Origin of the sequence: Cupriavidus sp. NPDC089707, from assembly GCF_044748965.1 — a bacterium.
GTDB lineage: Bacteria > Pseudomonadota > Gammaproteobacteria > Burkholderiales > Burkholderiaceae > Cupriavidus.
On record NZ_JBIVHB010000030.1, the window covers coordinates 26,927 to 50,075 of the forward strand.

21 protein-coding genes are annotated in these 23,149 nt (G+C 66.9%); 12 read left to right on the plus strand and 9 right to left on the minus strand.

Annotated features, from left to right (window positions below; all coding sequences use genetic code 11):
- The first annotated feature begins 100 nt into the window (after positions 1–100).
- The 3 genes from ACIP1U_RS29340 to ACIP1U_RS29350 are packed head-to-tail and all read left to right on the plus strand — an operon-like array spanning position 101 to position 2,554.
- Complete coding sequence (locus ACIP1U_RS29340; RefSeq protein ID WP_400322593.1) at positions 101–463, plus strand: PepSY domain-containing protein; 363 nt, start codon at positions 101–103, stop codon at positions 461–463.
- Between the two features lie 39 nt (positions 464–502).
- Positions 503–1,201: a response regulator transcription factor gene (locus ACIP1U_RS29345; protein ID WP_400322595.1), complete on the plus strand. Its 699-nt coding sequence runs from the start codon at positions 503–505 to the stop codon at positions 1,199–1,201.
- A complete protein-coding gene (locus tag ACIP1U_RS29350; RefSeq protein WP_400322597.1) occupies positions 1,202–2,554 on the plus strand; it encodes an ATP-binding protein in 1,353 nt (450 codons plus the stop codon).
- Positions 2,555–2,573: 19 nt separating this feature from the next.
- Here ACIP1U_RS29350 and ACIP1U_RS29355 read toward each other — a convergent pair whose 3' ends face one another.
- Positions 2,574–3,071, minus strand: coding sequence for a DUF962 domain-containing protein (locus ACIP1U_RS29355; RefSeq protein WP_400322599.1), 498 nt, complete (start codon positions 3,069–3,071; stop codon positions 2,574–2,576).
- Positions 3,072–3,297: 226 nt separating this feature from the next.
- Between ACIP1U_RS29355 and ACIP1U_RS29360 the strand changes: the two genes are divergently transcribed.
- The 5 genes from ACIP1U_RS29360 (at position 3,298) to ACIP1U_RS29380 (ending at position 8,735) form a co-directional block, all read left to right on the plus strand.
- Entirely contained in the window at positions 3,298–4,023 is a 726-nt protein-coding gene (locus tag ACIP1U_RS29360; protein ID WP_400322601.1) for a Crp/Fnr family transcriptional regulator, read from the plus strand.
- 27 nt (positions 4,024–4,050) lie between these two features.
- Complete coding sequence (locus tag ACIP1U_RS29365) at positions 4,051–4,905, plus strand: arylamine N-acetyltransferase (protein WP_400322603.1); 855 nt, start codon at positions 4,051–4,053, stop codon at positions 4,903–4,905.
- A gap of 294 nt (positions 4,906–5,199) precedes the next feature.
- On the plus strand, positions 5,200–5,964 hold the full coding sequence (locus ACIP1U_RS29370; protein WP_400322604.1) for an SDR family oxidoreductase: 765 nt from the start codon (positions 5,200–5,202) through the stop codon (positions 5,962–5,964).
- Positions 5,965–6,094: 130 nt separating this feature from the next.
- Complete coding sequence (locus tag ACIP1U_RS29375) at positions 6,095–7,852, plus strand: class I adenylate-forming enzyme family protein (RefSeq protein ID WP_400322606.1); 1,758 nt, start codon at positions 6,095–6,097, stop codon at positions 7,850–7,852.
- 40 nt (positions 7,853–7,892) lie between these two features.
- Positions 7,893–8,735: a phosphatase PAP2 family protein gene (locus tag ACIP1U_RS29380; RefSeq protein WP_400322608.1), complete on the plus strand. Its 843-nt coding sequence runs from the start codon at positions 7,893–7,895 to the stop codon at positions 8,733–8,735.
- 15 nt (positions 8,736–8,750) lie between these two features.
- Here the strand turns inward: ACIP1U_RS29380 and ACIP1U_RS29385 are convergent, their stop codons facing one another.
- The 3 genes from ACIP1U_RS29385 to ACIP1U_RS29395 form a co-directional block, all read right to left on the minus strand.
- Positions 8,751–9,227 carry a CreA family protein gene (locus ACIP1U_RS29385; RefSeq protein ID WP_400322610.1) on the minus strand — a complete coding sequence of 159 codons (477 nt, stop codon included), beginning with the start codon at positions 9,225–9,227 and terminating at the stop codon, positions 8,751–8,753.
- 16 nt (positions 9,228–9,243) lie between these two features.
- On the minus strand, positions 9,244–9,729 hold the full coding sequence (locus ACIP1U_RS29390) for an acyl-CoA thioesterase (protein WP_400322612.1): 486 nt from the start codon (positions 9,727–9,729) through the stop codon (positions 9,244–9,246).
- A gap of 169 nt (positions 9,730–9,898) precedes the next feature.
- On the minus strand, positions 9,899–10,180 hold the full coding sequence (locus ACIP1U_RS29395; RefSeq protein ID WP_029047409.1) for an HU family DNA-binding protein: 282 nt from the start codon (positions 10,178–10,180) through the stop codon (positions 9,899–9,901).
- A gap of 494 nt (positions 10,181–10,674) precedes the next feature.
- Between ACIP1U_RS29395 and ACIP1U_RS29400 the strand changes: the two genes are divergently transcribed.
- Together ACIP1U_RS29400 and ACIP1U_RS29405 are read left to right on the plus strand one after the other, a co-directional pair.
- Entirely contained in the window at positions 10,675–11,877 is a 1,203-nt protein-coding gene (locus tag ACIP1U_RS29400) for an ammonium transporter (protein WP_400322614.1), read from the plus strand.
- Between the two features lie 173 nt (positions 11,878–12,050).
- Positions 12,051–12,896: a mechanosensitive ion channel family protein gene (locus tag ACIP1U_RS29405; RefSeq protein ID WP_400322615.1), complete on the plus strand. Its 846-nt coding sequence runs from the start codon at positions 12,051–12,053 to the stop codon at positions 12,894–12,896.
- 4 nt (positions 12,897–12,900) lie between these two features.
- Here the strand turns inward: ACIP1U_RS29405 and ACIP1U_RS29410 are convergent, their stop codons facing one another.
- Positions 12,901–14,118, minus strand: a complete 1,218-nt coding sequence (locus tag ACIP1U_RS29410; RefSeq protein ID WP_400322617.1) for a Bcr/CflA family multidrug efflux MFS transporter — start codon at positions 14,116–14,118, stop codon at positions 12,901–12,903.
- Positions 14,119–14,528: 410 nt separating this feature from the next.
- Here ACIP1U_RS29410 and ACIP1U_RS29415 point away from each other — a divergent pair, with 410 nt between their 5' ends.
- Positions 14,529–15,125 (plus strand): hypothetical protein, encoded by a 597-nt coding sequence (locus ACIP1U_RS29415; RefSeq protein WP_400322619.1) that lies wholly within the window; start codon positions 14,529–14,531, stop codon positions 15,123–15,125.
- 299 nt (positions 15,126–15,424) lie between these two features.
- Here the strand turns inward: ACIP1U_RS29415 and mdoH are convergent, their stop codons facing one another.
- From mdoH to ACIP1U_RS29430, 3 genes are all read right to left on the minus strand, one after another.
- On the minus strand, positions 15,425–18,061 hold the full coding sequence (gene mdoH, locus ACIP1U_RS29420) for a glucans biosynthesis glucosyltransferase MdoH (protein ID WP_400322621.1): 2,637 nt from the start codon (positions 18,059–18,061) through the stop codon (positions 15,425–15,427).
- Positions 18,034–19,629, minus strand: coding sequence for a glucan biosynthesis protein G (locus tag ACIP1U_RS29425; protein ID WP_400322623.1), 1,596 nt, complete (start codon positions 19,627–19,629; stop codon positions 18,034–18,036). The genes mdoH and ACIP1U_RS29425 overlap by 28 nt, the downstream gene beginning before the upstream one ends.
- A 400-nt stretch (positions 19,630–20,029) precedes the next feature.
- Positions 20,030–20,398 carry a hypothetical protein gene (locus ACIP1U_RS29430; RefSeq protein WP_400322625.1) on the minus strand — a complete coding sequence of 123 codons (369 nt, stop codon included), beginning with the start codon at positions 20,396–20,398 and terminating at the stop codon, positions 20,030–20,032.
- A gap of 273 nt (positions 20,399–20,671) precedes the next feature.
- Between ACIP1U_RS29430 and ACIP1U_RS29435 the strand changes: the two genes are divergently transcribed.
- Positions 20,672–21,094 (plus strand): RT0821/Lpp0805 family surface protein, encoded by a 423-nt coding sequence (locus tag ACIP1U_RS29435; RefSeq protein ID WP_400322627.1) that lies wholly within the window; start codon positions 20,672–20,674, stop codon positions 21,092–21,094.
- 42 nt (positions 21,095–21,136) lie between these two features.
- On the opposite strand, the gene ACIP1U_RS29440 is transcribed toward ACIP1U_RS29435, so the two are convergent.
- The gene (locus ACIP1U_RS29440; protein WP_400322629.1) at positions 21,137–22,876 is read right to left on the minus strand and encodes a mechanosensitive ion channel family protein; all 1,740 of its coding nucleotides are present in this window, start codon (positions 22,874–22,876) and stop codon (positions 21,137–21,139) included.
- Positions 22,877–23,149 lie beyond the last annotated feature (273 nt).

Genomic DNA, 23,149 nt, shown 5'->3' on the forward strand with positions numbered 1-23,149 from the left:
TCCTTGGATGGGATGCGGGCATTGTCGGCGGCGCTGGCTGAACCCGGCCTGAGCATTTCGTTCAGCCTGCGTTCAGGCTTTTTGACGCAAACTTCGCGCCATGAAGCGTTTTCCCGCGCCGCTGCGGCGCCCCGCCCGCCTGCTGTCCGCTGCCGCATTGGCAGTGCTGCTGGCGCTCGCGGGCATGCCTGCTGCGCAGGCCGACAAGGATGCCGACCGTGCCCGCGCCGCGGTGCAGTCGGGTGAAATCCTGCCGCTGTCGCGCATCCTCGATACCGTCTCGCGCCAGTATGCCGGCGACGTGATCGGCGTCGAGCTGGACCGCGACGACGGCATCTGGCAATACGAAGTCAAGCTGTTGCTGCCCGGCGGCTCGGTGGCCAAGCTGGAATACGACGCGCGCACCGCCGCGCTGATCAAGGCCAAGGGCCGCGGCCTGGAAGAGGCGCGCAAGAAGCCGTGAGCGCGCGCCGCCCGCCAACCTGCCCACCGGAAGACACTGATGCGCATCCTGCTGGTTGAAGACGAAGCTGCCCTGGCCGCGCAGGTCCGGGCCAGCCTGGCCGACGCGGGCTACGCGGTCGACGTCGCCGCCGACGGCATCGATGCCTGCCACCTGGGCGAGCAGGAACCGTACGACGCCGTCATCCTGGATTTGGGCCTGCCCCGGCTTGACGGCCTGTCCGTGCTGCGACGCTGGCGCGCCGGGCAGGTCAATGTACCAGTACTGATCCTGACCGCGCGCGACAGCTGGACCGAGAAGGTCGAAGGCATCGACGCTGGCGCCGACGACTACCTCGCCAAGCCGTTCCGCATGGAAGAGCTGCTGGCGCGCATCCGCGCACTGATCCGGCGCGCGCACGGCATGGCTGTGCCCGAACTGCAATGCGGCCCGGTGCGGATGAACCCGCGCGCCGGCACCGTCACCGTCGACGGCGTGACAGTCGTGCTGACCTCGCACGAGTTTCGCGTGCTGGACTACCTGATGCATCATCCGGGCGCGATTGTCAGCAAGACTGCGCTGACCGAACACATCTACGCCCAGGATTTCGACCGCGACAGCAATACCATCGAGGTCTTTGTCGGCCGGCTACGCCGCAAGCTGGGCGTGGACGTGATCGAGACAGTGCGCGGCCAGGGCTACCGGCTGCGGCCGCCGCCAGGCCCCGGCAACGCTGGCGCGCCTTCGGCCCAGGCATAGATGCCCACCCGCCTGCGCCGTTCGCTTGCGCTGCGCCTGCTGGCGCTGGCCGCGATCTGGCTGGCCGCTGCGCTTGGCGGCAGCGGCTGGCTGCTGTCGGCCCTGTTCGAGCGCCATGTCAACGATACCTATGTGCGCCAGCTCGACCACCAGCTGGCCAGCCTGGCCGCGGCGCTGGACTGGAATGCCAGCGGCAAGCTGGTGCTGACGCGCGCCCCTGCCGATCCCCGTTATGAATTGCCTTACTCCGGCGCCTACTGGCAGGCGCGCGCACCGGGCGCGCTGCTGCGTTCGCGCTCGCTTTGGGACACCGAAATGGACACCGAAATGCCGACGGCAGTGGAGCGCCGCCTGGCCGGCACGCAGGCGGAAGTGCGCGCCGGGCCTAATGGTCAGTCGCTGCTGGTGGTGTCGCGGCAGCTGGTGCTGGCCTCGGCGGATACGCCAGTGAACGTCTCGGTCGCGCTGGACCGTACCGAACTGCGCGCCGCCCGGCGCAACTTCAACCGCATGCTGGCGTGGTCATTGACGGCACTGGGGCTGGGCCTGATGCTCGCCGTGGCGGCACAGGTGAAATTCGGCCTGGCGCCGCTGACACGGCTGCGGCGCGCACTGGAAGCGATGCAGTCACGCCGCGAAGCGCGCCTGGGTGGCGACTGGCCGACGGAAGTGGAACCGCTGGTCAGCGAAATCAACGCGCTGCTGGCTCGCAACGCGCAGGCGCTGGAGCGCTCGCGCCGCCAGGCGGCGGACCTCGCGCATGCCGTCAAGACGCCGCTGGCGGTGCTTGCCAATGAGTCCGCAGCGCTCCCGTACAGCGCCGCTTCGGCCGTTGCCGCGCAGGTGGAGGCAATGCGCCGCCAGGTCGACCGCCATCTGGCGCGGGCCCGTGCCGCGGGCGCGGCAGGCGCGCGCGGCGTGCGCATCGAGGCCACGCCCGCCGTGCGCGAGCTGGTGCGGGCTCTGTCGCGGCTGCATGCCGTGCGCGCGCTGGCGCTGGAAGTCGACGGCAATGGTCATTTTGCCGGCGACCGCCAGGACCTTGTCGAGATGCTCGGCAACCTGCTGGACAACGCTTGCCAGTGGGCGCGCACGCGCGTGCAGGTCACGCTGCGCGAGGCCGGCGGCGAACTGGAAATCCTGGTCGAGGACGATGGTCCGGGCATGCCGCCCGAGGCGCGCGAACTGGCCACCGCCCGCTTCGGCAGGCGGGACGAGGCGGCTGCCGGCAGCGGGCTGGGCCTGGCGATCGTCACCGAGATCGCCACTATGTACGAGGGCAGCCTGGCACTGGCGACCAGCCCCCTGGGGGGACTGTCGGCGCGTTTGCGGCTGCCGGCGGGCCTGCCCTGATCCGCTTCGGATTTCCCCGTCAGTGCGCGCGTGCCGCCATCGCGTCGCGCGTGTCGCGCGCCAGTCCCAGCGCGAAAGCGGTTTCGGCAACCAGGAACAGCGGGCCGATCAGCAGGCCCACCAGGTCGTCGACAAACGCCGGTTTGCGCCCTTCGTAGTAATGGCCGATGAACTGGATAATCCATCCGACCACAAACAGGCCAACGCCGATGACCAGCCACGCAGCGGTCGGCATGGCGGCAATATGCGCCCCGGCATAGAGGAACAGCGCCAGGATCGACGCCATCGCCACGCCGAAGCCCAGCGACAGGCGCAGGTAAAACAGGCACGACAGGATATACACCAGCATCGCCGGGGTCAGGTGGGCGGAGCCGTCACCCAGCGGCATGGCCGGGCGCGCCAGCAGCGTGGTCACCGCCAGCACGATCATCGGGATGCCGATGAAATGGGTGACGATATTACGCGGATCACGGTGATAGGCGGCGTAGTTGGCCAGGTGCTCGATCAGGGTTTTCACGGGGCATCTCCTTGTGTGCGCAGGCGTGCGCGATAGCTGCCGCCTGCTGCTGTCCGCGCTCAGGTCGCGATGTGGATTTATAGTAGTAGGCGCGTCCCGGCGGGTCTGTCTGGTTTTTGACAATCTGCCGGCACACCGGCTTTGCCACGACCGGCTTTGACGACCGGTTTTGACGACCCGCTTTGACGACCCGCTTTGACGACATTACGCCCCACAGGAGACCGGCATGGGATCCGCGCCCCCGCCGCACCGCCACGCACCGCTGCCGGATGACGACCCGCTGGCCGCGGTGCGCGCCGGCGCCTGGTTCAGCCAGCTGCCGCCGGCGTTGCGCCAGGCGCTGCTCGACGACGGCTGCCTGCGCCGGCTGGTGCCCGGCGAGACCTTGTTTGCCCGTGGCGACCGCTTCGACGGCCTGTACTGCGTGGCCAGCGGCACCGTGCAGATCCATGCCAGCGGCGAATCGGGCAAGGCGGCGCTGCTGGGGCTGCTCGAGCCCGGCACCTGGTTCGGCGAGATCTGCCTGTTCGACGGCCTGCCGCGCACGCACGACGCGCGCGCGGTCAGCGCCGCTACGCTGTGGCACGTGCCGCGCGCGCCGCTGGAGCGGCGCCTGGCACAGCATCCGGGATGGTGGCAGGCATTCGGGCGGCTGCTCGCGGCGAAGACGCGCCAGGCCTTCGACTATGTCGAGGAAACGCAGCTGCTGCCGCCGGCGGCACGCATTGCCCGGCGCCTGGCCGCGATCGCGCATGGCTATGGCAACCTGCCGGCGCATGCCGATGCGGGGCTGCGCGTGCGCATCCCGCAGGAACAACTTGCGCAGATGCTGGGGTTGTCGCGCCAGACCGTCAACCACGCCCTGCGCGAACTCGAAACCCGCGGCATGCTGCGGCTGGAATACGGCGGCATCGAGCTGCTCGACCTGGCCGCGCTGGAAGCCCTCAACTGAACCCGCCAGCATGGAGCCTTGCCTGCCATGACCACCCTCGATGCTGCCCAACTCGACGCCTATTGCGCGCGGCTGGGCATCGCCGCCCCGCCCTCGCCCACGCTGGAAGCGCTCGACGCCGTGCTCGGCGCGCAGCTGGCCAGCATTCCATTCGAGAACATCGACCCGCTGCTGCGGCGGCCAGTGAGCATCGATCTCGACGCCGTCTTCGACAAGCTGGTCGTGCGCGGGCGCGGCGGCTACTGCTTCGAACTCAATACGCTGCTGGCGGCAGCGCTAGGGGCGCTCGGCTTCAGCGTAACGCCGCTGGCCGCGCGCGTGCGCTGGGGCGTGCCCGATGCGGTCGAGACCGTGGTGTCGCACATGCTGCTGCGCGTGGAAGTGGCGCATCGCAGCTATCTCGCCGACGTCGGCTTCGGCGGACCCACGCCGTTCCGCGCGATGGCGCTGTCCACGCCTTCCGAGGACGACTTCCCCTACCGGCTCGCCAGCTCCCCGCCGGAAGCCGCTGGCAGCGCGTTCCACAGTTTCGACCTGGAGGCGCGCGGCGATGCGGGCTGGATCAAGGTCTACCGCTTCGACCTGACGCCGCAGCCATGGATCGATTTCGGGCCGCGCAACTGGTATGTCTCGACGCATCCGGACAGCGTGTTCCTGCGCCGGCTGATGGCCGCGCGCACCGATGGGGGCACGCGCGTGACGCTGGCGGATGGCGAGCTGGCCGAACGCGCGCCGGACGGCAGCGTGAGGCGCCAGCGGCTGGAAACGGCCGAAGCCGTGGTGGCGGTCCTGCACGAGCGCTTTGGCATACGGCTCGACGATGCACTGCGGCACGGGCTGATGGCGGCGCTGCCGCCGCTGCTCGCCGGCACGCGCCGCTAACCCGCGCACGTCAGCGCATGGAGTGTGCGGCTTGTGCGCGGCTAGTGCGCCACCTCCCAGTGATGCCATGCCGCACCGCACCAGACTTCCATGCACGCCGCGCATTGCCCGCAGAAAGAATGCTGATATGGCGGCCATCTGCACCGCGGCGCTGTGGACTCGGCCGCCGCGGCACCACCATAATGTCCTGGCGATGCAGCCTTTGCGCCGCATCGCCAGGACAACAGCGCGGCACACTCGCCGCCTGCATGAAGAGCCGGCCGCTGACGCCGGCGCAGCTATACAGGAGACTCCATGTCATTGTTCGATCTGACAAGCAAGGTTGCCATCGTCACCGGCTCCTCGCGCGGCATCGGCCGCGCCATCGCCGAGCAGATGGCGGTCCAGGGCGCCAAGGTGGTGATTTCTTCGCGCAAGGCCGAGGCCTGCCAGGAGGTGGTTGACGCCATCAATGCACGCCATGGCGCCGGCACCGCCATCGCGGTGCCCGCCAATATCTCGTCGAAGGAAGACCTGCAGCGGCTGGTCGACGAAACCAACCGCACCTTCGGCAAGGTCGACGTGCTGGTCTGCAATGCCGCGTCCAACCCGTACTACGGGCCGATGGGCGGCGTCTCGGACGACCAGTTCCGCAAGGTGCTGGACAACAATGTCATTTCCAACCACTGGCTGATCCAGATGGTGGCGCCGCAGATGATCGACCGCAAGGATGGCTCGATCATCATCGTGTCGTCGATCGGCGGCCTGCGCGGCTCGCCGACCATCGGCGTGTACAACATCTCCAAGGCCGCGGATTTCCAGCTGGCGCGCAACCTCGCAGTGGAATTCGGGCCGCACAACGTGCGCGTCAACTGCATCGCGCCGGGCCTGATCAAGACCGACTTCGCGCGCGCGCTGTGGGAAGATCCCGAGCGCTACAAGCAGTCCACGCAGGGCGCCCCGCTGCGCCGCATCGGCGAGCCCGTCGAGATCGCCGGCGCGGCCGTATACCTGGCTTCCGCTGCGAGCAGCTTCATGACCGGGCAGGCGCTGGTGGTCGACGGCGGCGTGACGATCTGATCGGCATCTGCGCCGCATCTGAGTTGTACCTGAGCTTCTGACACAAGCGTTGCGCGTGCGCCGGCCTGTCCGGCGCATGCCGCTTTCTTTGCATTGCCCTCAACCTGCAGCGCAGTTACGGGAGGCAGTCATGTCAAGCAATCCGCAAAATCCGCAAGCTGCCGGCAACTGGCCGGTCATGTCCCTGGCCGAGGCGCATGCCCGGCTGACCGCGCCCGGCTCGCCCTTCGAGACCGAGTCGCGCGTGATCCGCGGCATCCCCACCACCGTCTGGAAGCACGCACCCGCCACGCTGTGCGACCTGTTCCACGCGACCAGTGCCTTCGACGACCGCACCTTCGTGGTCTACGAGGATGAGCGCGTTTCCTACGATGCCTTCCGCCGCGCCGCCATCGCGCTGGCGCATGCGCTGGTGCGCGACGGCGTGCGCAAGGGCGACCGCGTGGCGCTGGCAATGCGCAACCTGCCGGAGTGGCCGGTGGCGTTCTACGGCGCGCTGCTCGCGGGCGCGATCGTGACGCCGCTGAACGCATGGTGGACCGGCGCCGAGCTGGAATACGGCCTGGCCGATTCCGGCAGCCGCGTGGCCATCGTCGATGCCGAGCGGCTCGACCGCATCCTTGAGCATCTGCCCGGCTGCCCGACGCTGGAACGCGTCTATGTCTCGCGCACCGGCGCCGCGGCCGGCAATGCCCGCGTCGCCGCACTGGAAAGCGTGATCGGCACCAGCGCCGACTGGGCCGCGCTGCCGCAGCAATCGCCGCCGCAGCTCGACATCGACCCGGAGGACGATGCCACCATCTTCTATACCTCGGGCACCACCGGCAAACCCAAAGGGGCGCTGGGTACGCATCGCAACGCCGCCACCGTCGCGGCCGCTGGCAGCTTCAGCCCGCTGCGCAACCTGCTGCGCCGCGGCGAGCCGATTCCGGCGCCGGATCCCGCGGCCCCGCAGAAAGCCATGCTACTGGCGGTGCCGTTCTTCCATGTCACCGGCTGCATGGCAGTGCTCAACGGCGCGCTCGCCACCGGCGGCAAGATCGTGCTGATGCAGCGCTGGGACGCGCTGCGCGGCATGGAACTGATCGAGCGCGAGCGCTGCACTGGCGCCGGCGGCGTGCCCACCATCGCCTGGCAGATCCTGGAGCATCCGGAGCGCGCGCGCTTCGACCTGTCTTCGCTCGAGAACGTCAACTACGGCGGCGCGCCGGCGTCGCCGGAACTGGTACGGCGCATCGGCGACGTGTTCCCGATGGCCGCACCTGGCATCGGCTGGGGCATGACCGAAACCTCGTCGACCTTCACCAGCCACAGCGCCGAAGAATACGTGCTGCGCCCCGACAGCAGCGGTCCGGCGCTGCCGATCGGCGAGATGAAGGTAGTCGACGGACGCGGCCAGGCGCTGCCGCCGGGCGAGGCCGGCGAACTGCTGGTACGCGGCGCCAACGTCGTGCGCGGCTATTGGAACAAGCCCGAGGCCACGGCGCAGACCTTTGCCGACGGCTGGCTGCGCACCGGCGACATTGCGCGGCTGGACGAGGAAGGCCATGTCTATATCGTCGACCGCATGAAGGACATGCTGATCCGCGGCGGCGAGAACATCTACTGCATCGAGGTGGAAAGCACGCTGTATGAACATCCGGCGGTGATGGACGCAGCGGTGGTCGGCATCGCGCACAAGACGCTGGGCGAGGAACCGGCCGCCGTGGTCAGCCTGAAACCAGGCATGCAGGCAACCGAGGCCGAGCTGCAGGAGTTCGTGCGCGAGCGGCTGGCGGCATTCAAGGTGCCGGTGCGCATCCTGCTGTACCAGGAGATGCTGCCGCGCAATGCCAATGGCAAGATACTCAAGTCGAACCTGCGCAAGCTGTTCGCCCCGGCAGCCTGACCTGCCGGCGACAATCCACAACAACAAGGAAAAGAAAAAATTGACGAACCAAGCAAAGCGGGATCGAAACCTCTCCAATCCCTTGCGCCTTGGTGCCACCGTGGCTGCAGCCGCGCTGCTGGCCGGCTGCGCGACTGGCGGCACCAACCTGTCCGCGGTGCCGGAACTGCGCCCTGGCGTGCCGGCCGGCTACCTGGCCGCCGATGCGCGCCCGGACAGCCTGAAGCTGCTGCCCGCCCCCCCGGCACAGGGCTCGCCCGCGCAGGCGCTGGATGACGACGCTGCGCGCCAGGCAGGCACGCTGCGCGGCTCGCCGCGATGGCAGGTTGCCAGTACCGACGCCGTGCTTACCTTCCCGCAGGCTGCCAGCGCGTTCTCATGCGCGCTGGGAGTGCCGGTCAGCGCCAAGGACACGCCCTACCTTAACATCCTGCTGCGCCGCAGCCTGGTCGATGCCGGCCTGTCCACCTACGGCGCCAAGGACCGCTACAAGCGCACGCGGCCATTTGTCGCCAACAAGACTGAGATGTGCACGCCCGCCGAAGCCGCCAAGCTGGAGAAAGACGGGTCCTATCCGTCTGGCCACAGCGCCATTGGCTGGGCCTGGGCGCTGATCCTGGCCGAGGTGGAGCCGGCCCGCGCGGACGCCATCCTGGCGCGCGGGCGCGCGTTCGGCCAGAGCCGGGTGGTCTGCAACGTGCATTGGCAGAGCGATGTCAACGAAGGCCGCATGATGGCTGCCGCGACCGTGGCGCGCCTGCATGCCGACCCGACTTTCCAGGCAGACCTTGAACAGGCGCGCCGCGAAGTGGCCGCCGCGCGTGCCGCCGGTGCCCGCGCGCCGGGCGATTGCCAGGCCGAAGCCGCGGCGCTGGCACCCTGATCGAGCCGGCAGCGTTTACTTGACAGGAATCGTCGTGCCGGCGGGCACCGGCACGGCGGTCACGCTGTTCTGCGGGCTGCCGCTGACGATGCGGTCCGAATAGGTCAGGTAGACTAGCGTATTGCGCTTGCGATCGACCGCGCGCACCACATGCAGGGTCTTGAACAGCACCGACATGCGCTCGGAAAAGACATGGTCCTGCTGCTTCAGCGGCCCCTTGAAGGCGATGGTTCCCACCTGCCGGCACGCGATCGAGGCTTCCGGCGGGTCTTCCGCCATGCCCAGCTGGCCCTTGATGCCGCCGGTGCGGGCACGCGACACGTAGCAGGTGATGCCGTCGACTTGCGGGTCGTCATAGGCTTCGATCACGACCTTGTCGGAGCCAGTCATGCGGAAATTGGTGCTGACGCTGCCGATCTCCTCGGCATGCGCGCCGCCCGTGGCCGCCGCGCAGGCAGCCAGGGCCAGGATCGTACAGGATCGCTTGATCATGGTGGATGCCAGCGTGTCAGGTCACCGGCGACTTGATGTCGCCGTGGCGCCTTTCCATTTCCTGGCGCAGCGCACGGCGCTGCTGGGCGGCCTCAAAACGCTGGCGCTCGACCTCGTCGCGCGGCTGCAGCGGCGGCACTTCAGCCGGCGCGCCGTTGTCGTCGACCGCCACCATGGTGAAGTAGCAGCTGTTGGTGTGGCGCACCAGCTTGCTGCGGATATTCTCGGTCACGACCTTGATGCCGATTTCCATCGAGCTGCGGCCGGTAAAGTTGACCGAGGCCAGGAAGGTCACCAGCTCGCCCACGTGGATCGGCTGGCGGAACACCACCTGGTCCACCGACAGCGTCACCACGTAGCGGCCGGCATAGCGGCTGGCGCAGGCATAGGCGACCATGTCCAAATACTTCAGGATAGTGCCGCCGTGGACGTTGCCGGAGAAATTGGCCATGTCCGGCGTCATCAGCACGGTCATGGAAAGCTGGTGGGACTGGTCGTTCATGATGCGGGGGAGTTCGGATTGCGGGGGCGGTCGCCCGGGCCGGCTGGCGGCATCCGTGCGCCGGCAGTTTAACCCGGATCGGCCCCGCCGTTGCCGGTCATCGCGGCACGGCGCGGAAAACAAAAAAGCGGCCTGCCTGGCCGCTTTTCACGCTGTGGACGCAAACTGCTTACTTCTTCTTGTTCACCGCGTCCTTGAAACCCTGTCCGGCGGAAAACTTGACCGTCTTGGCGGCGGGGATCTTGATGGTTTCGCCGGTGCGCGGATTGCGTCCGGTACGCGCGGCGCGTTTGCCGGCGCTGAAGCTGCCAAAACCTACCAGCGTGACCGAATCACCCTTTGCCACTGCCTTCTTGATGCTGTCCAGCGCTGCGTTGAGCGCGCGCTCAGCGGCGGCGTTGCTCAGTTCTGCTTCCGTGGCGATGGCCGATACCAGTTCACCTTTATTCATGGCTGATTTCCCTTGTTGGTCGTCGTCACCGATGTGCCTGCCTGGCGGCAAAACATCGATCGGCGCAGTCTAATCTGCCCCTTGTGCGTTGAGCAATCCCCAGTGGCATCAATGCAACGAAAAAACCCGCAAATCCTTGCTTGAGGCCGGTTAGCAGGCAATTTACCGCTCTTTTTGCGCTTGTCACGAGCCGGATTTGCCTGGCTGCGGCGTTGTGCCGCAAGGCGCGGCTGGCGCGGACCCGGATGGGAAAAATGCCCGGAATTGGGGCGTCGCACCATAACGGGTCAGCCGAGCATGCGGGCGAAGCGCCATTCTGGCGCATTTCCGGCACAGCCCTTGACGCCTCCCTCCTGACGTACTGCGCACCCGGTCGCCTGCGCGCGGCATTCCGGTGCGGATTCTGCCCACGCCGGTGCAGTTGGCACCAGGATGCAGCCGGAACTGGAATGTTTTTTGCATACCCATGCGCCCATTTTGAGCATGAGGTCACTATGGACAACTGGAAGACCGGCACCGACGCCATGTTTATCCTGCTTGGCGCCATCATGGTGCTGGCCATGCACGCCGGCTTTGCCTTCCTTGAGCTAGGCACGGTGCGCAAGAAAAACCAGGTCAATGCACTGGTAAAGATTCTGGTGGATTTCGCAGTTTCCACGATTGCCTATTTCTTTATCGGTTACACCATTGCCTACGGCGTGCAATTCATGTCCGGGGCAGAAACGCTGGCGCAGAAAAGCGGTTACGACCTGGTCAAATTCTTTTTCCTGACTACTTTTGCCGCCGCCATTCCGGCGATTATCTCGGGCGGAATTGCCGAGCGTTCGCGCTTCAATCCACAACTGGTGGCGACATTCGTGTTGGTCGGTTTTGTCTACCCATTCTTCGAAGGCATTGCGTGGAACCAGCGCTACGGGGTCCAGGACTGGATCACGCAGGTTGCCGGCGCGCCCTTCCATGACTTTGCCGGCTCGGTGGTCGTGCACGCGCTAGGCGGCTGGATCGCGCTGCCGGCGGTGCTGCTGCTCGGCGCGCGCCGCGGGCGCTATCAGAAGGACGGGCGCATCAGCGCCCATCCGCCCTCCAATATCCCGTTTCTCGCGCTGGGCGCGTGGATCCTGGCGGTGGGCTGGTTCGGCTTCAACGTGATGAGCGCGCAGACCGTCGACAAGATCAGCGGCCTGGTCGCGATCAATTCGCTGATGGCGATGGCTGGCGGTACGCTGGCGGCCTGGGCCGCCGGCCGCAATGATCCGGGCTTTGCCTACAACGGCCCGCTGGCCGGGCTGGTGGCGGTATGCGCCGGCTCGGACCTGATGCACCCGCTGGGCGCGCTCATCACTGGCGGTATTGCAGGCGCCCTCTTCGTCTATACGTTTACGCTGGCACAGAACAAGTGGCATATCGACGATGTGCTGGGCGTCTGGCCGCTGCACGGGCTGTGCGGCGCCTGGGGCGGCATCGCCGCGGGCATCTTCGGGGCCAAGGCACTGGGTGGACTGGGCGGCGTGTCGCTCGGCGCGCAGCTGATCGGGACGGTGCTGGGAATCGTGGTGGCACTGGCGGGCGGCACACTGGTATACGGGGCGCTCAAGAAGCTGGTCGGCATCCGGCTCGATGCCGAAGGCGAATTCAACGGCGCGGACCTGACGCTGCACCGCATCTCCGCCACGCCGGAGCGCGAAACCAACTGGTAAGGCGGATGCGCCGCCCGGCGGCGCCTGGGCAAGCGGGCCTGCCGGACCGCTTGCCTTGACAATTATTTGCTTGCACTTCCAGGCACGGCATTCCAATAATTGCCGTGCCCACGTATTGCGCCGCGTCAGCGCGCAGGGCTTGCACCACTCACCCAAACCGAGAGGACACGCCGATGGATGCCACGACTTTCGACAATCTCAAGACCCTGGTGGTCGCCTATGCAACGCAGTTCGGGGTCAAGATCCTGGCAGCGCTAGCGTTCTGGGTCATCGGCCGATGGCTGATCCATTTTGTGGTACGGATGGTGCAGAATGCGCTCACCAGGCAGAAGGTCGACCCGACGCTGCTGCGCTATGTGGGTTCAATCGTCACGGTCACGCTGAACGTGGTGCTGGTGATCGGCATCCTGGGCTACTTCGGCATCCAGACCACCACCTTTGCCGCGCTGATTGCCGCGGCCGGCGTGGCCATCGGCATGGCGTGGTCGGGGCTGATGTCGAATTTCGCGGCGGGCGCCTTCCTGGTGGTGCTGCGGCCGTTCAAGGTGGGAGACTTCGTTACCGTCGGCGGCGTCACCGGCACGGTACGCGAGATCGGGCTGTTCGCCACGTCGCTCGATACACCGGACAACGTGCAGACCGTGATCGGCAACAACAAGATCTTCAGCGACACAATCCAGAACTTCACCGCTAATCCGTACCGGCGCGTGGAACTGAAGGCCCAGCTGGCGGGCAGCACCGACGTGTCCGATGCGGTGGCGCTGCTGAAGTCGCGCATCGCGCAGATCCCGAACGTGCTGCCGGAACCCGCGGTCGACGTGGAGATCCTGGAATTCACGCTGGTCGGGCCGGTGCTGGCGGTACGCCCGTATTGCCACAACGACAATTACTGGCAAGTCTATTTCGACACCAACCGCATCATCCGCGAGTGCTTCGGCCAGGCCGGCTATGCGGCGCCGATGCCGGCACACATGGTGGTCGTACAGCAGGCCGCCGCCTTGCAGCAGGCCGCCGCCTGATTTGTCAGGCAGCCGCCCGGCCGGCGCCGGAGCGGCCGTAGTAACGCATCAGCACCGCGCCAGCGCCGCATAGCGCCATCACCACGGCCAGCGGCAGCGCGGTGCCGTCCCGCCATACGCTGACGGCCGCCCCGCCGAGCGTGCCCAGCGAAAACTGCAGCGTACCCATCAGTGCCGATGCCGTACCGGCGCGATGCCCCTGGTGCGCCAGCGCCAGTGCGGAGGCGTTAGGCGTGACGCAGCCCAGCGCACCGATAAAGACGAAGAATGCCGCCAGCAGCATCGGCAGCGTCGCCTGCCCGGCCAGCGCCGCCACGGCCAGCACCACCCCGGCCGCGCAAGGCGCCAGCAGCGCCCATCCCAGGACCTGGTCGAGCGTGCGACCGCGCACCAGCCGGCTGTTGAGCTGCGACATGACAATCAGGCCCAGCGCATTGGCGCCGAACACGAAGCCATAGTGCGACGGCGCAATGCCGTGCAACTCGATCAGCACGAACGGCGAACCCGAGATATACGCGAACATCCCCGCCGACCCGAAACCTGCCGACAGCGAGTAGCCAACGAATTCACGGTCGCGCAGCAGCTCGCCATAGCTCCTGGCCACCGCGCCAAGCCGCAACGGTGCCGCCTGGCGCCGGTCCAGCGATTCCTCCATGCGCCAGTGCACCAGCAGCAGGATGGCCAGGCCGGCCGCCGCCAGCACCCAGAAAATCGTGCGCCAGCCGGCAGCTGTCTGGATCGCGCCGCCAATGACAGGCGCGAGAATCGGTGCCAGTCCCATCACCAGCATCAGCGACGAAAACGCGCGCGCCGACTCATGCGCCTCGAGCCGGTCGCGGATCACGGCGCGCGCCATCACCATGCCGGCACAACCGCCCAGCGCCTGCAGGAAGCGCCACAGCATCAGCGTCTCGGCGCTGCGCGCCAGTGCGCAGCCGATCGCCGCCACGACATAGACGCCAAGTCCCAGATACAGCGGTGGCTTGCGGCCAAAGCGGTCGCTGAACGGCCCGTAGAACGCCTGCCCCAGGGCAAGGCCGACCAGGAACGTGCCAAGGGTCAGCTGTACCTGGCCGATATCGACGCCAAGATCGACTGCAAGTGCGGGAAAGCTTGGCAGGTACATGTCGATCGACAGCGGCGCAATCGCCATCAGCGAGCCACAAATCAAAAGCCAGGCAGGAAAGCGCGCGGTCGAGGCAGCGCTCGGGGAACGGGACATGGAAGAGATCCGGTGCATACGGTTGCGTGGCGCGCACCGCCGTGGGCGATGCCGGGGCGCGGTCGCAAGCCGTTGGAAAGGGCCAATTGTTGCACAGCATAACGAAAGCGATCCCGCAGCAGGTTGCACAGGTTTGAAACACTCGTTCAGGAATATTGCCCTGCCAAGGTCGGGTTCGATGAAGTTGGCAGGCTTGGCAAACTTGCCAGATGGCGGAATCCAGCGAGCATCTGCCCGGAATGCATGACTTGCGTGCGCTGACGCGGACTATGATGGCAAGCGTGGCGCGCCTTTCACGCCTGGCAAGGTGGAGGGTACAATGCCAGCCTGTCGGCGTGAGTGTTGCGTGACATGCGCCGCCGGCCACGCAGAGACGGACGACAGTACCGCTCCCGGCAACGTTAGCCTGCATGAGAACACGACACACGCCGATTTCCGCTTCGCCTGGCCTGGCCACCCTTGCATGGGTGGCCGCGCTGCTGTTGCCGCTGCCGCTGCATGCGGCGCCGGTGCCGGTGCCGCCGCGCAATGCCGCCGCGGCGTCGGCGCCGGCTCCCGCGGTCGACGAAGCCGAACCCCTGTCGCGCATGCTCAAGGGGGCGGCCACGGGCCAGAATACCGGCGCCGCCGGCGTGCCAGAACTGTTGCGCAACACCACTCGTCCCGACAACGTGCTGGCGCGCGCCTGCCGCCAGCTCAACGATGCCCTGCCGATCGAAATTGACGGCGAGACGCGGCTGCGCCGCTGCCAGTCGGTGCCCGGCAAGCATGTGCTGTTCCAGCTGGAACTGACCAATTACCGCGGGCCGATGCTGGATCTCGCCAGCTTCGAGGTCAACTATGCTGCGCCGTTGCAGCGCAATATCTGCGCAAACCGCGACGTGGAAATCCTGACCAAGCTCGGCGTCAGCCTGATGTTCCGCTACATGACCCGCAAGGACCGCGGCGAGCGCCGCATCGGCGATGTCTACATCAACGCGCCGATCTGCACGTCGGCGCTGCGCTGAAGCAGCAACCGGTCAGGAAACAAGCGTCGATGGCACGGCCCGCATCAGCGGGCCACAGATTGCGGACAAAGGGAGGTGCCAGGTTGTTTGCTCCCCTCTCCCGCTTGCGGGAGAGGGGCTGGGGGAGAGGGCCAGCGCATGGCAAGCACCGTGGCGCCTTACTTCGTGGCAACTCCTGCCCTCTCCCCCGCCCCTCTCCCATAAATGGGAGAGGGGAGACAACATTCGCTGCCTTTGACTTTGTCAGCAGCCACGGCCCGCATCAGCGGCCGTTTCTTGTTCAGCAGAGGCAATCTGCGTCACGCCGCGCGAGGGCGCAATGGCAGCACGTTGGCCGCCCTGCGCACCAGCATGCGCGTATCCTTCCAGCCGGCATCGGCCAGTGGCGAACCCCACACCAGCTCATGCAGCCGGGCCAGCGCGAACGGGTTGCCCAGCAGCAGGTGCTTTTGCGCCGGTGTCAGCGCGCGCGGGCCGTGGGTCAGCGCATGTTCGACCAGCGTTTCGTGGCGCCGGCGTGCCGCTTCGGGCTGCACCGGCCGCGCCGTCGCGGTCGCGCACATCAGCGCATTGGTGACAGGATCCACCACCGCATCGACAAAGTCGGGCGTGTCCGCGGCGTTCTCGACATGCTGCTGCGTCTCGACGATCTCGCGCGGCACCAGCGTTTCTTCCGGGATCATGAACAGGCCCGCATTGCGCGAGGCACGGCCCAGGGACACGCGCGACAGCATCACCGACAACGGGATCGACAATGCCAGCGACCCGACAATCGGCAGCAGCCACAACACGTACGACGGGTTCAGCCAGTAGACCAGCCCGCCCCACGCAAGTCCCAGCGCGGTATGCCAGCCGTGGCGGCGGAACGCCTCTCCCCAGGTGGTCTCGGCGTCTTCGCGCGGCGGCGATTTCCACGAGATGCCCCAGCCGCTGTAGGCGGCGATCACGAACTTGGTATGGAACAGCATCCGCGTCGGCGCCAGCAGCGCTGACAGCAGCACCTCGACCAGCATGCTGGCAAAGAGCTGTACCGCGCCGCCGTAGCGTCGCGCTTGCTTCATCAGCAGCACCACGCTGGCGAGCTTGGGCAGGAACAGCAGCGTGGCGGTCGCCGAGAATAGCGCCAACGCCTTCTCCGGGTGCCATTCGGGCCAGGTCGGGAACATCTGGTACGGTTGCGTGAAGTACTCCGGCGGCACCAGTGCATGCTTGGCCAGCATTGCCGTGGACAGCAGCAGGAACAACAGCCACAGCGGGGCCGACAGGTAGGCCATGATGCCGGTCAGGAACACCGCGCGGTGCACCACGTGGAAGCCCTGCTTGAACCACAGCCGGAAATTCATCAGGTTACCCTGGCACCAGCGGCGGTCGCGCTTGACCTCATCGAGCAGGTTCGGCGGCAACTCTTCATACGAGCCTTCGAGGTCGTAGGCGATCCACACGCCCCAGCCGGCCCGGCGCATCAGCGCGGCTTCGACGAAATCGTGCGACAGGATTTCGCCGGACAGCGGGCCGCGGCCCGGCAGCGGCGCCAGCGCGCAATGCTCGATGAACGGCTTGACGCGGATGATGGCGTTATGGCCCCAGTAGTGCGATTCGCCCAGCTGCCAATAGTGCAGGCCCGCGGTGAACAACGGCCCGTACACGCGCGTGGCGAACTGCTGCACGCGCGCATACAGCGTCTCGCGGCCCACGGCCAGCGGCGCGGTCTGGATAATGCCGGCACCGGGGTTGGCCTCCATCAGCCGTACCAGCGTTGCCAGGCAGTCACCGCTCATCACGCTGTCGGCATCGAGCACCACCATGTAGCGGTACTTGCTGCCCCAGCGGCGGCAAAAATCGGCGACGTTGCCGGTCTTGCGCTTGACACGGTGGCGGCGCCAGCGATAGAAGATGCGGCCGAAGCCGCCGACCGCGCGGCACAGCTCCATCCACGCGTCGTGCTCGGCGGTGCGCAGGTCCGGGTTGCCGCTGTCGGACAGCACGATGAAATCGAAATTGGACAGATGGCTGGTGCGCGCCAGCGATTCATAGGTCGCGCGCAACCCCGCGAACACCCGCGTCACGTCCTCATTGCAGATCGGCATGATGATCGCGGTGCGCGCCTCGGGTGCGAGCGGCCCGTCGGGTGCGGCGGAGCGCGAAATCAGATGCCGGTCGCCCCCCTTGGCCAGCACCAGGAAGCCCATCATAGCCGTCCAGAAACCCGCCGACACCCATGAGAACAGGATGGCGAACAGGCCCAGGATCGCGATCTCGAGCGGATCGGCGCCGTGGTACGGCAGCACGCTGGTCATGAAGTAGGTGGCGAGCACGGTCTGGATCACGACCAGCGCCAGCAGGAACCAGCGGCGGTGCGAACCGGCCGGGTGCCACTTGCCTTCGGCATCGGGGCCGTCGTGCAGCGTGTCCCAGGTTTCGGGCACGGGCGGACGGCCCAGCATGCGGCGCCAGGTGTTGCGCAGCCAGCCGGTAACGATATGCGGCGGCCACTGGCGCGGCACCATCGAGCTGCGCTCGGGCTCGGGGCCGGTGTCGACCTTGACGGTGCCATCTTCGCGCCGCTGCAGCAGCGGCTCGCCGCCAACCTGCGGGTTGCCGTAAGCGATGGTGAAACGGCGGCCGACCGAAGCGTACGCGCCGCCGCCCTGCGCAGCGGGCGCGTCCTTGGCGGCAAGGCGCGACTGCAGGCGCGAGATCGCTTCCTGCGCATCGCGGCCGCTGCCACCGACCGGGCCGACCGGGCCGACGGGGATGACCGGGCTGACTGGACTCAGCGGTGCCAGCGATGCCACCGACGCCGCGGCCGCGCCGGGCATATCGGCCAGCAGTTCGCTGCGGATTTCAGGCGATACGGGCAGGCGGTCGACATAGCGCTCGCATGCCGCTGCCTGAGCCGGTCGCTGCTTTAGCCTGGGGGTAAGATGTAGCTCCACGTCTCGGATAGGGTTGTATTGCCGTTGCGAAGATAGCCGCGCAACTCTACCGGCTTGGTTTCATCCTTGCGGCGCATCACCATGGTCATGCGCCAGCCGCCGGTCGCTTCATTTTTTTGTACCGACGTCTTCAGCAGTTCACCGTTGGCATCGGCCGAAACCACCGGGTCGATGCGAACGTCCGCGGGCAGCTTGCGGAAGCCTGGGCCTTCGAAGTCCACCACCAGCGAAAAGCTCGTGTCCTCCTTGCTCGCCGACTGGCCCTGGCCCAGCCGGGTCTGGCTCACCCACGACAGCGGCGGCAGTTGTTCGCCGTCCTTCTGCCACAGCAACCGGTACTCGTAGTCGAAGGGCTGCTTCGGCTTGGGCGGGTTGTCCGGCACCCAGTACGCGACGATGTTGTCATTGGTCTCGTCCGGCGTCGGGATCTGCACCAGCTCGACCCGGCCCGAGCCCCAGTTGCCGCGCGGCTGCACCCAGCCGCTCGGGCGGCGCTCATACCATGCGCCCAGTTCCTGGTAGCTGTTGAAGCTGCGATCGCGCTGCATCAGCCCGAAGCCCTGCGGGTTGGTCGCCGCAAAGGACGTCACCAGCAGGCGCTTGGGATTGACCAGCGGGCGCCAGACCCATTCGCCGGTACCCAGGTGAATCGAGAGGCCGTCCGAGTCATGCACCTCGGGGCGGAAATCCTGCGCCGGCGCCGGCTGGTTCTCGCCGAACAGATACATGCTGGTCAGCGGCGCCAGGCCCAGCTTGGTCACGTTCTCGCGCAGGAACAGGCGCGACTTGACCTCCATCGCGGTCTCGGCGCCCGGCTTGATGGTGAAGCGGTAGGCGCCGCTCATGCGGCGCGAATCCATCAGCGCGTAGACGGTGATCTCCTTGGCATTGGGGCCAGGCCGCTCGATCCAGTATTCAACGAAGCGCGGGAATTCCTCGCCGGAATTGAGCGCGGTGTCCACCGCCAGGCCACGGGCCGACAGCCCGTACCACTGGTCCTTGCCGAGCGCACGGAAATAGCTGGCACCAAGGAACGACGCCAGTTCGTCCTTGCGCTTGCCCTGGTTCAGCGGATACAGGATGCGGAAGCCAGCGAAGCCCAGGTTCTTGAGCTTGGCGGCGTCGACCTTGTGCGGCCCGTAGTTGAACGCAGCGGGATCGAAGCGGAATTCACGCACGCTGTTGCCCACCACTTCATGGATGCGCACCGGCTGGTCGAACACCATGCCCTCATGGAAGAACGACAGTTCGAACGGCGAGCGCGTGCCGCGCCAGGCGAAACGCTCGGGCTTGTATTCGATCTCGCGGTAGCGCTCGTACGAGAGTTCGCGCAGTTCGCGCGGCAGGTTCTGCGGCGGGGCCTTGTATGGCGATGCTGCGAGCTGTCTGGCACGCGCGGCGACGGTATCGAAGTCAAACGCCTGCGCCGTCATGGCGCACAGTGCCAGCACGCCGCCGCCCAGCCATGCCGCGATCCGCACGCCGGCGCGCGCGCTGCGGCGAAGGGCCGGCCCGGGGGCAGGCACGGTAAACATTGCGGACAAGCGTGGCGTGGCGATCTGTGACATGTATGCCAGTGGGAACAGTTAAAACGGGGTGACCGGCATCGGCGGTCGGGACGAAGGCCTTGCAGGCGGCGCAGCAAGGCACGACACAGCAAGAGACGGGCCCGGCCAAACGTGGCGTGGCCCGAACACGAGTCTCGGCGCCCGCTGGGCACTGTGTCCGGTTTGTTGCGATGCGCAATAAACCATAACAATTCGAGACGCGAAAGTCACGTTTCGATCACGCAAGGTTTGAAACAAAATGTTGGTGAGGTTGCCCGAAAGCCGCTCCGGGCAAGGCTTTGCGGGCTTTCAGGTCACACCGGCGCAAGCGCAGGCGAGCACCAGGTTCGCCGGACCTGCGTACCAGCGTGATTGGCGGGGTACCCTGCAGCACCCCGCGCTCGGCACTTTTAATGCAGTGTTACTTTTTAGCGCCTTCGCTGTAGGGATCGAACTTGCCGCTCTTGGCGCCTTCGGAATACGTATCGAACTTGCCGCTCTTCATGCCGCCCTGACTGAATGAGTCGAACGATTTCTGCGCACCGCCCTGGATCGGTTCCATCTGATCAGGCCGCGCGCCGGGGTTGAGCGAGGTCACGTTGTCGCTTTTTGCGCCATCCGAATAGGGACTGAACTTGTCCTGCTTGGCCCCATCGGTGTACGTGCTGAATTTGTCCTGCCTGGCGCCGTCGGTATAGGGATTGAACTTGTCGGCCTTGCCGGTCTGGGCATGCAGCGTGCCGATGGCACAGGCACCGGCCAGGCCGATGATGAGATAGCGCAGCTTCATGGGATCTCCTCTCGGGGGGAAAGGCGCTTGCCTTTGCGGCGTGGACCGCAGACAGCCGCTGCGGAACAAGGGATGGCAAGCGTTGGGGCAGCAATCAACGCTAGGTCAGCGCTACGCCGGTGTCAACCGCGCCAGCGCCGCCGCAATGCGGCAAAGTGGTCGTGCGCAGCCCGGCATTGCGCTTACAATGCCACCCAAACGACCCATCCGGCTTGCCCGCGCAATGCCTTCCCCCGGCTCGCGGCACGCCAACATGAAGCCAAAGGAATCGTCATGCTGCCTCGGCAAACAGACCGCACTGCCCGCCCCGCCATCCGTGCCGCCATCGCCTGCGTGCTCGGTTCCACGCTGCTGCTCGCCATGGCCGCGCCGGCCCATGCGTATTTCGACAACTATCTGAGCGGATCCATCATCGGCACGCTCAACGAGAAGGAAGGTGCCTCGCTGTCGCAATCGGTGCGCAAGGCGCTGAACGATACCGCCGACGGCCAGTCGGTGACCTGGACCTATCCGGCCAACGGCCGGCGCCCGCAAGTCGATGGCACCATCACCCCTGTTGAAAGCAAGACGGACAAGGGCCAGCAGTGCCGGCGGCTGGAGTCGGAGCTCAAGCGCGGCAGCTCGCAGGAGCACTGGAAAGGCTGGTTCTGCAAGCAGCCCAGCGGGCAGTGGAAGGCCCGCCACGTCGACAGCTGAGGCAGGCACCCCGCGCGCGTACGACCAGTGCGCCGGCCGCGCTCATGCGGCGCGCGGCGGGGTCCGCTGCGGCCGCGCGGCCGGATTGATCTGTGCGCTGCCCGGCTGCTCGAACCATTTGGCTTCAGGCACGTAGACAGCCTGCTCCGGCTGCGCCATGAAATGCGGCGACATGATCTGCACGCCGTGCGTGTTGAACTGATCCTGGATCGCCGCGTGCAGCGCGGATAGCGCATAGAAGCGGTTGTGCGGGTCATCCAGCGCGGCAAACAGTTCATATTCGACATAGAAATCCGACAGGCCACGCTGCAGCACAAACGGCGTCGGTGACGCTGCCACGTGTTCGGCCTGCGCGGCGGCGGCGAGCAACATGGCATGAACCTGCCGCCACGGCGTGTCATAGCCGATGGTGACCGAGGTCGAAATCATCGCGGCCTGCCAGCCCTCATTCGTGCCGGTATCGCGCACGCTGCCGTGCCGGGTGTAGTTGTGGATCGCGCTGCCGACCACCACCGCATTCGGCAGCGTCACCTCTTCGTTGCGAAGGTTGATAACCTTGACCGACAGCGCGTCGAGCGAGGCCACCGTGCCGACGGTATCGCCGATGCATACCATGTCCCCGCGCCGCAGCGCGCGCGAGTACACCACCACCATGCCACTCATCAGCTGATTGACGACGTTGGCCGAGCCCAGCGTCACCATAAAGCCGAGCAGCACCGACAGACCCTTGAACACATCGCTGTCCGAGCCGGGGATATATGGGTAAGCGAAGGTGAAGCCCAGCGCCCAGATCAACGCCGCGGCCAGGCGCCGCGTGGCGCCGGCGGTCTCGGCATGCAGCCCGGGCACCGAGACCTGGCCCCTCTGCACCGCCTTGAAGATATTCGACACCAGCCGCTGCACCGCGCGCGTGATCAGCAGGATCACCACTACCGTCACCAGCCCTGGCACCGCCCCAACCATCGACAACGCGATGCCCGACAGCAGGTGCAGGACGAACGCGCCCATGCGGTCGCCCATCGGCTGCGTCAGTGGAAACTGCTCGAGCGCGAACTCCAGCCAGACGAAGGCCAGCACCAGCACCACGCCGACGGCAACGATCTGCACCGTGCGCGCGACCAGCTGGTAGAGCGTGCCGGTCCAGTCGAACTGTCCGGCTCGCCGTTCGAGGTGCCGCGCCACGTGGCGCCGCAATGCCGTGTGCAGGTGCGCGCGCAGCGTCGCGCTGGCGCGCGAGACGCCCCAGGCCAGCGCTGCCAGCACGCCCAGGCCGAGCAGGCTCAGCGCGGCCCCGCGCATCAGGTTTGGCCAGTGCAGGTGCGCGCGCCGCGCGGCAATGGCCTGGCGCAGCGCCGCCGCGGCCTGCGCGCCGGCAGCTTCCAGCGTGAGGTTGTCTTCCGGGGAAAGGTCTTGTGCAGCCAGGGCAAACAGCAGCCGGTCGCCGAGCCGGAACGCGACCATCGGCGCATCACCGAGGTTGCCGCTGAGTTGCCCGAGCGGCTGGGCCAGTTCAGCTTCGGAGAGACCGTCGAACAACTGCTGGGCGCGCGCTACGCGCATGGCCGGCGTCGCGCCGCCGATCGCCGCGCGCAGCGTGGCAATGGGACGATCCATCAGCCGTAGTTCCGCGACTTCACCGCTGGGCACGGCGATCGGCACTGGTGCTGTTGCCGTTGCCGTTGCCGTTGCCGGCGCCAGCGTGGCCGCCCATGCCGGCAGGCATAGCAGCGCCAGCGTCCACTGGATTGCGATTTGCCGCCACCATGTTGCAACCGCTGCCATAGACGCTCCTGTACAAGGGTTGCCTGGCGCCGGCGCAGCGCCGCACGCCAGGCCGGGCACGATGTCCGCTAGCATAACGTGCGCGGCTGCGCACAGCAAAGCTGTCGCGCAAGAACAAAAAAAGGAGGCCGTAGCCTCCTGTCTCGATCCGCCGCAACGACCCTTGCCTTTCCCCCGGAAGGCACGGCATGGCGTGCCACAGGCTGTCGTTCGCGCGGCAGGAACATGCCTGGCATGCCCCGCCGTCGTGCCACGCCATCGCAGCGCAGCGGC

Coding starts and splice junctions, on each gene's coding strand:
- ACIP1U_RS29340 (WP_400322593.1), top strand. CDS start 101: ATGAAGCGTTTTCCCGCGCCGCTGCGGCGCCCCGCCCGCCTGCTGTCC.
- ACIP1U_RS29345 (WP_400322595.1), top strand. CDS start 503: ATGCGCATCCTGCTGGTTGAAGACGAAGCTGCCCTGGCCGCGCAGGTC.
- ACIP1U_RS29350 (WP_400322597.1), top strand. CDS start 1,202: ATGCCCACCCGCCTGCGCCGTTCGCTTGCGCTGCGCCTGCTGGCGCTG.
- ACIP1U_RS29360 (WP_400322601.1), top strand. CDS start 3,298: ATGGGATCCGCGCCCCCGCCGCACCGCCACGCACCGCTGCCGGATGAC.
- ACIP1U_RS29365 (WP_400322603.1), top strand. CDS start 4,051: ATGACCACCCTCGATGCTGCCCAACTCGACGCCTATTGCGCGCGGCTG.
- ACIP1U_RS29370 (WP_400322604.1), top strand. CDS start 5,200: ATGTCATTGTTCGATCTGACAAGCAAGGTTGCCATCGTCACCGGCTCC.
- ACIP1U_RS29375 (WP_400322606.1), top strand. CDS start 6,095: ATGTCAAGCAATCCGCAAAATCCGCAAGCTGCCGGCAACTGGCCGGTC.
- ACIP1U_RS29385 (WP_400322610.1), bottom strand. CDS start 9,227: ATGATCAAGCGATCCTGTACGATCCTGGCCCTGGCTGCCTGCGCGGCG.
- ACIP1U_RS29390 (WP_400322612.1), bottom strand. CDS start 9,729: ATGAACGACCAGTCCCACCAGCTTTCCATGACCGTGCTGATGACGCCG.
- ACIP1U_RS29395 (WP_029047409.1), bottom strand. CDS start 10,180: ATGAATAAAGGTGAACTGGTATCGGCCATCGCCACGGAAGCAGAACTG.
- ACIP1U_RS29400 (WP_400322614.1), top strand. CDS start 10,675: ATGGACAACTGGAAGACCGGCACCGACGCCATGTTTATCCTGCTTGGC.
- ACIP1U_RS29405 (WP_400322615.1), top strand. CDS start 12,051: ATGGATGCCACGACTTTCGACAATCTCAAGACCCTGGTGGTCGCCTAT.
- ACIP1U_RS29410 (WP_400322617.1), bottom strand. CDS start 14,118: ATGTCCCGTTCCCCGAGCGCTGCCTCGACCGCGCGCTTTCCTGCCTGG.
- ACIP1U_RS29415 (WP_400322619.1), top strand. CDS start 14,529: ATGAGAACACGACACACGCCGATTTCCGCTTCGCCTGGCCTGGCCACC.
- ACIP1U_RS29425 (WP_400322623.1), bottom strand. CDS start 19,629: ATGTCACAGATCGCCACGCCACGCTTGTCCGCAATGTTTACCGTGCCT.
- ACIP1U_RS29430 (WP_400322625.1), bottom strand. CDS start 20,398: ATGAAGCTGCGCTATCTCATCATCGGCCTGGCCGGTGCCTGTGCCATC.
- ACIP1U_RS29435 (WP_400322627.1), top strand. CDS start 20,672: ATGCTGCCTCGGCAAACAGACCGCACTGCCCGCCCCGCCATCCGTGCC.
- ACIP1U_RS29440 (WP_400322629.1), bottom strand. CDS start 22,876: ATGGCAGCGGTTGCAACATGGTGGCGGCAAATCGCAATCCAGTGGACG.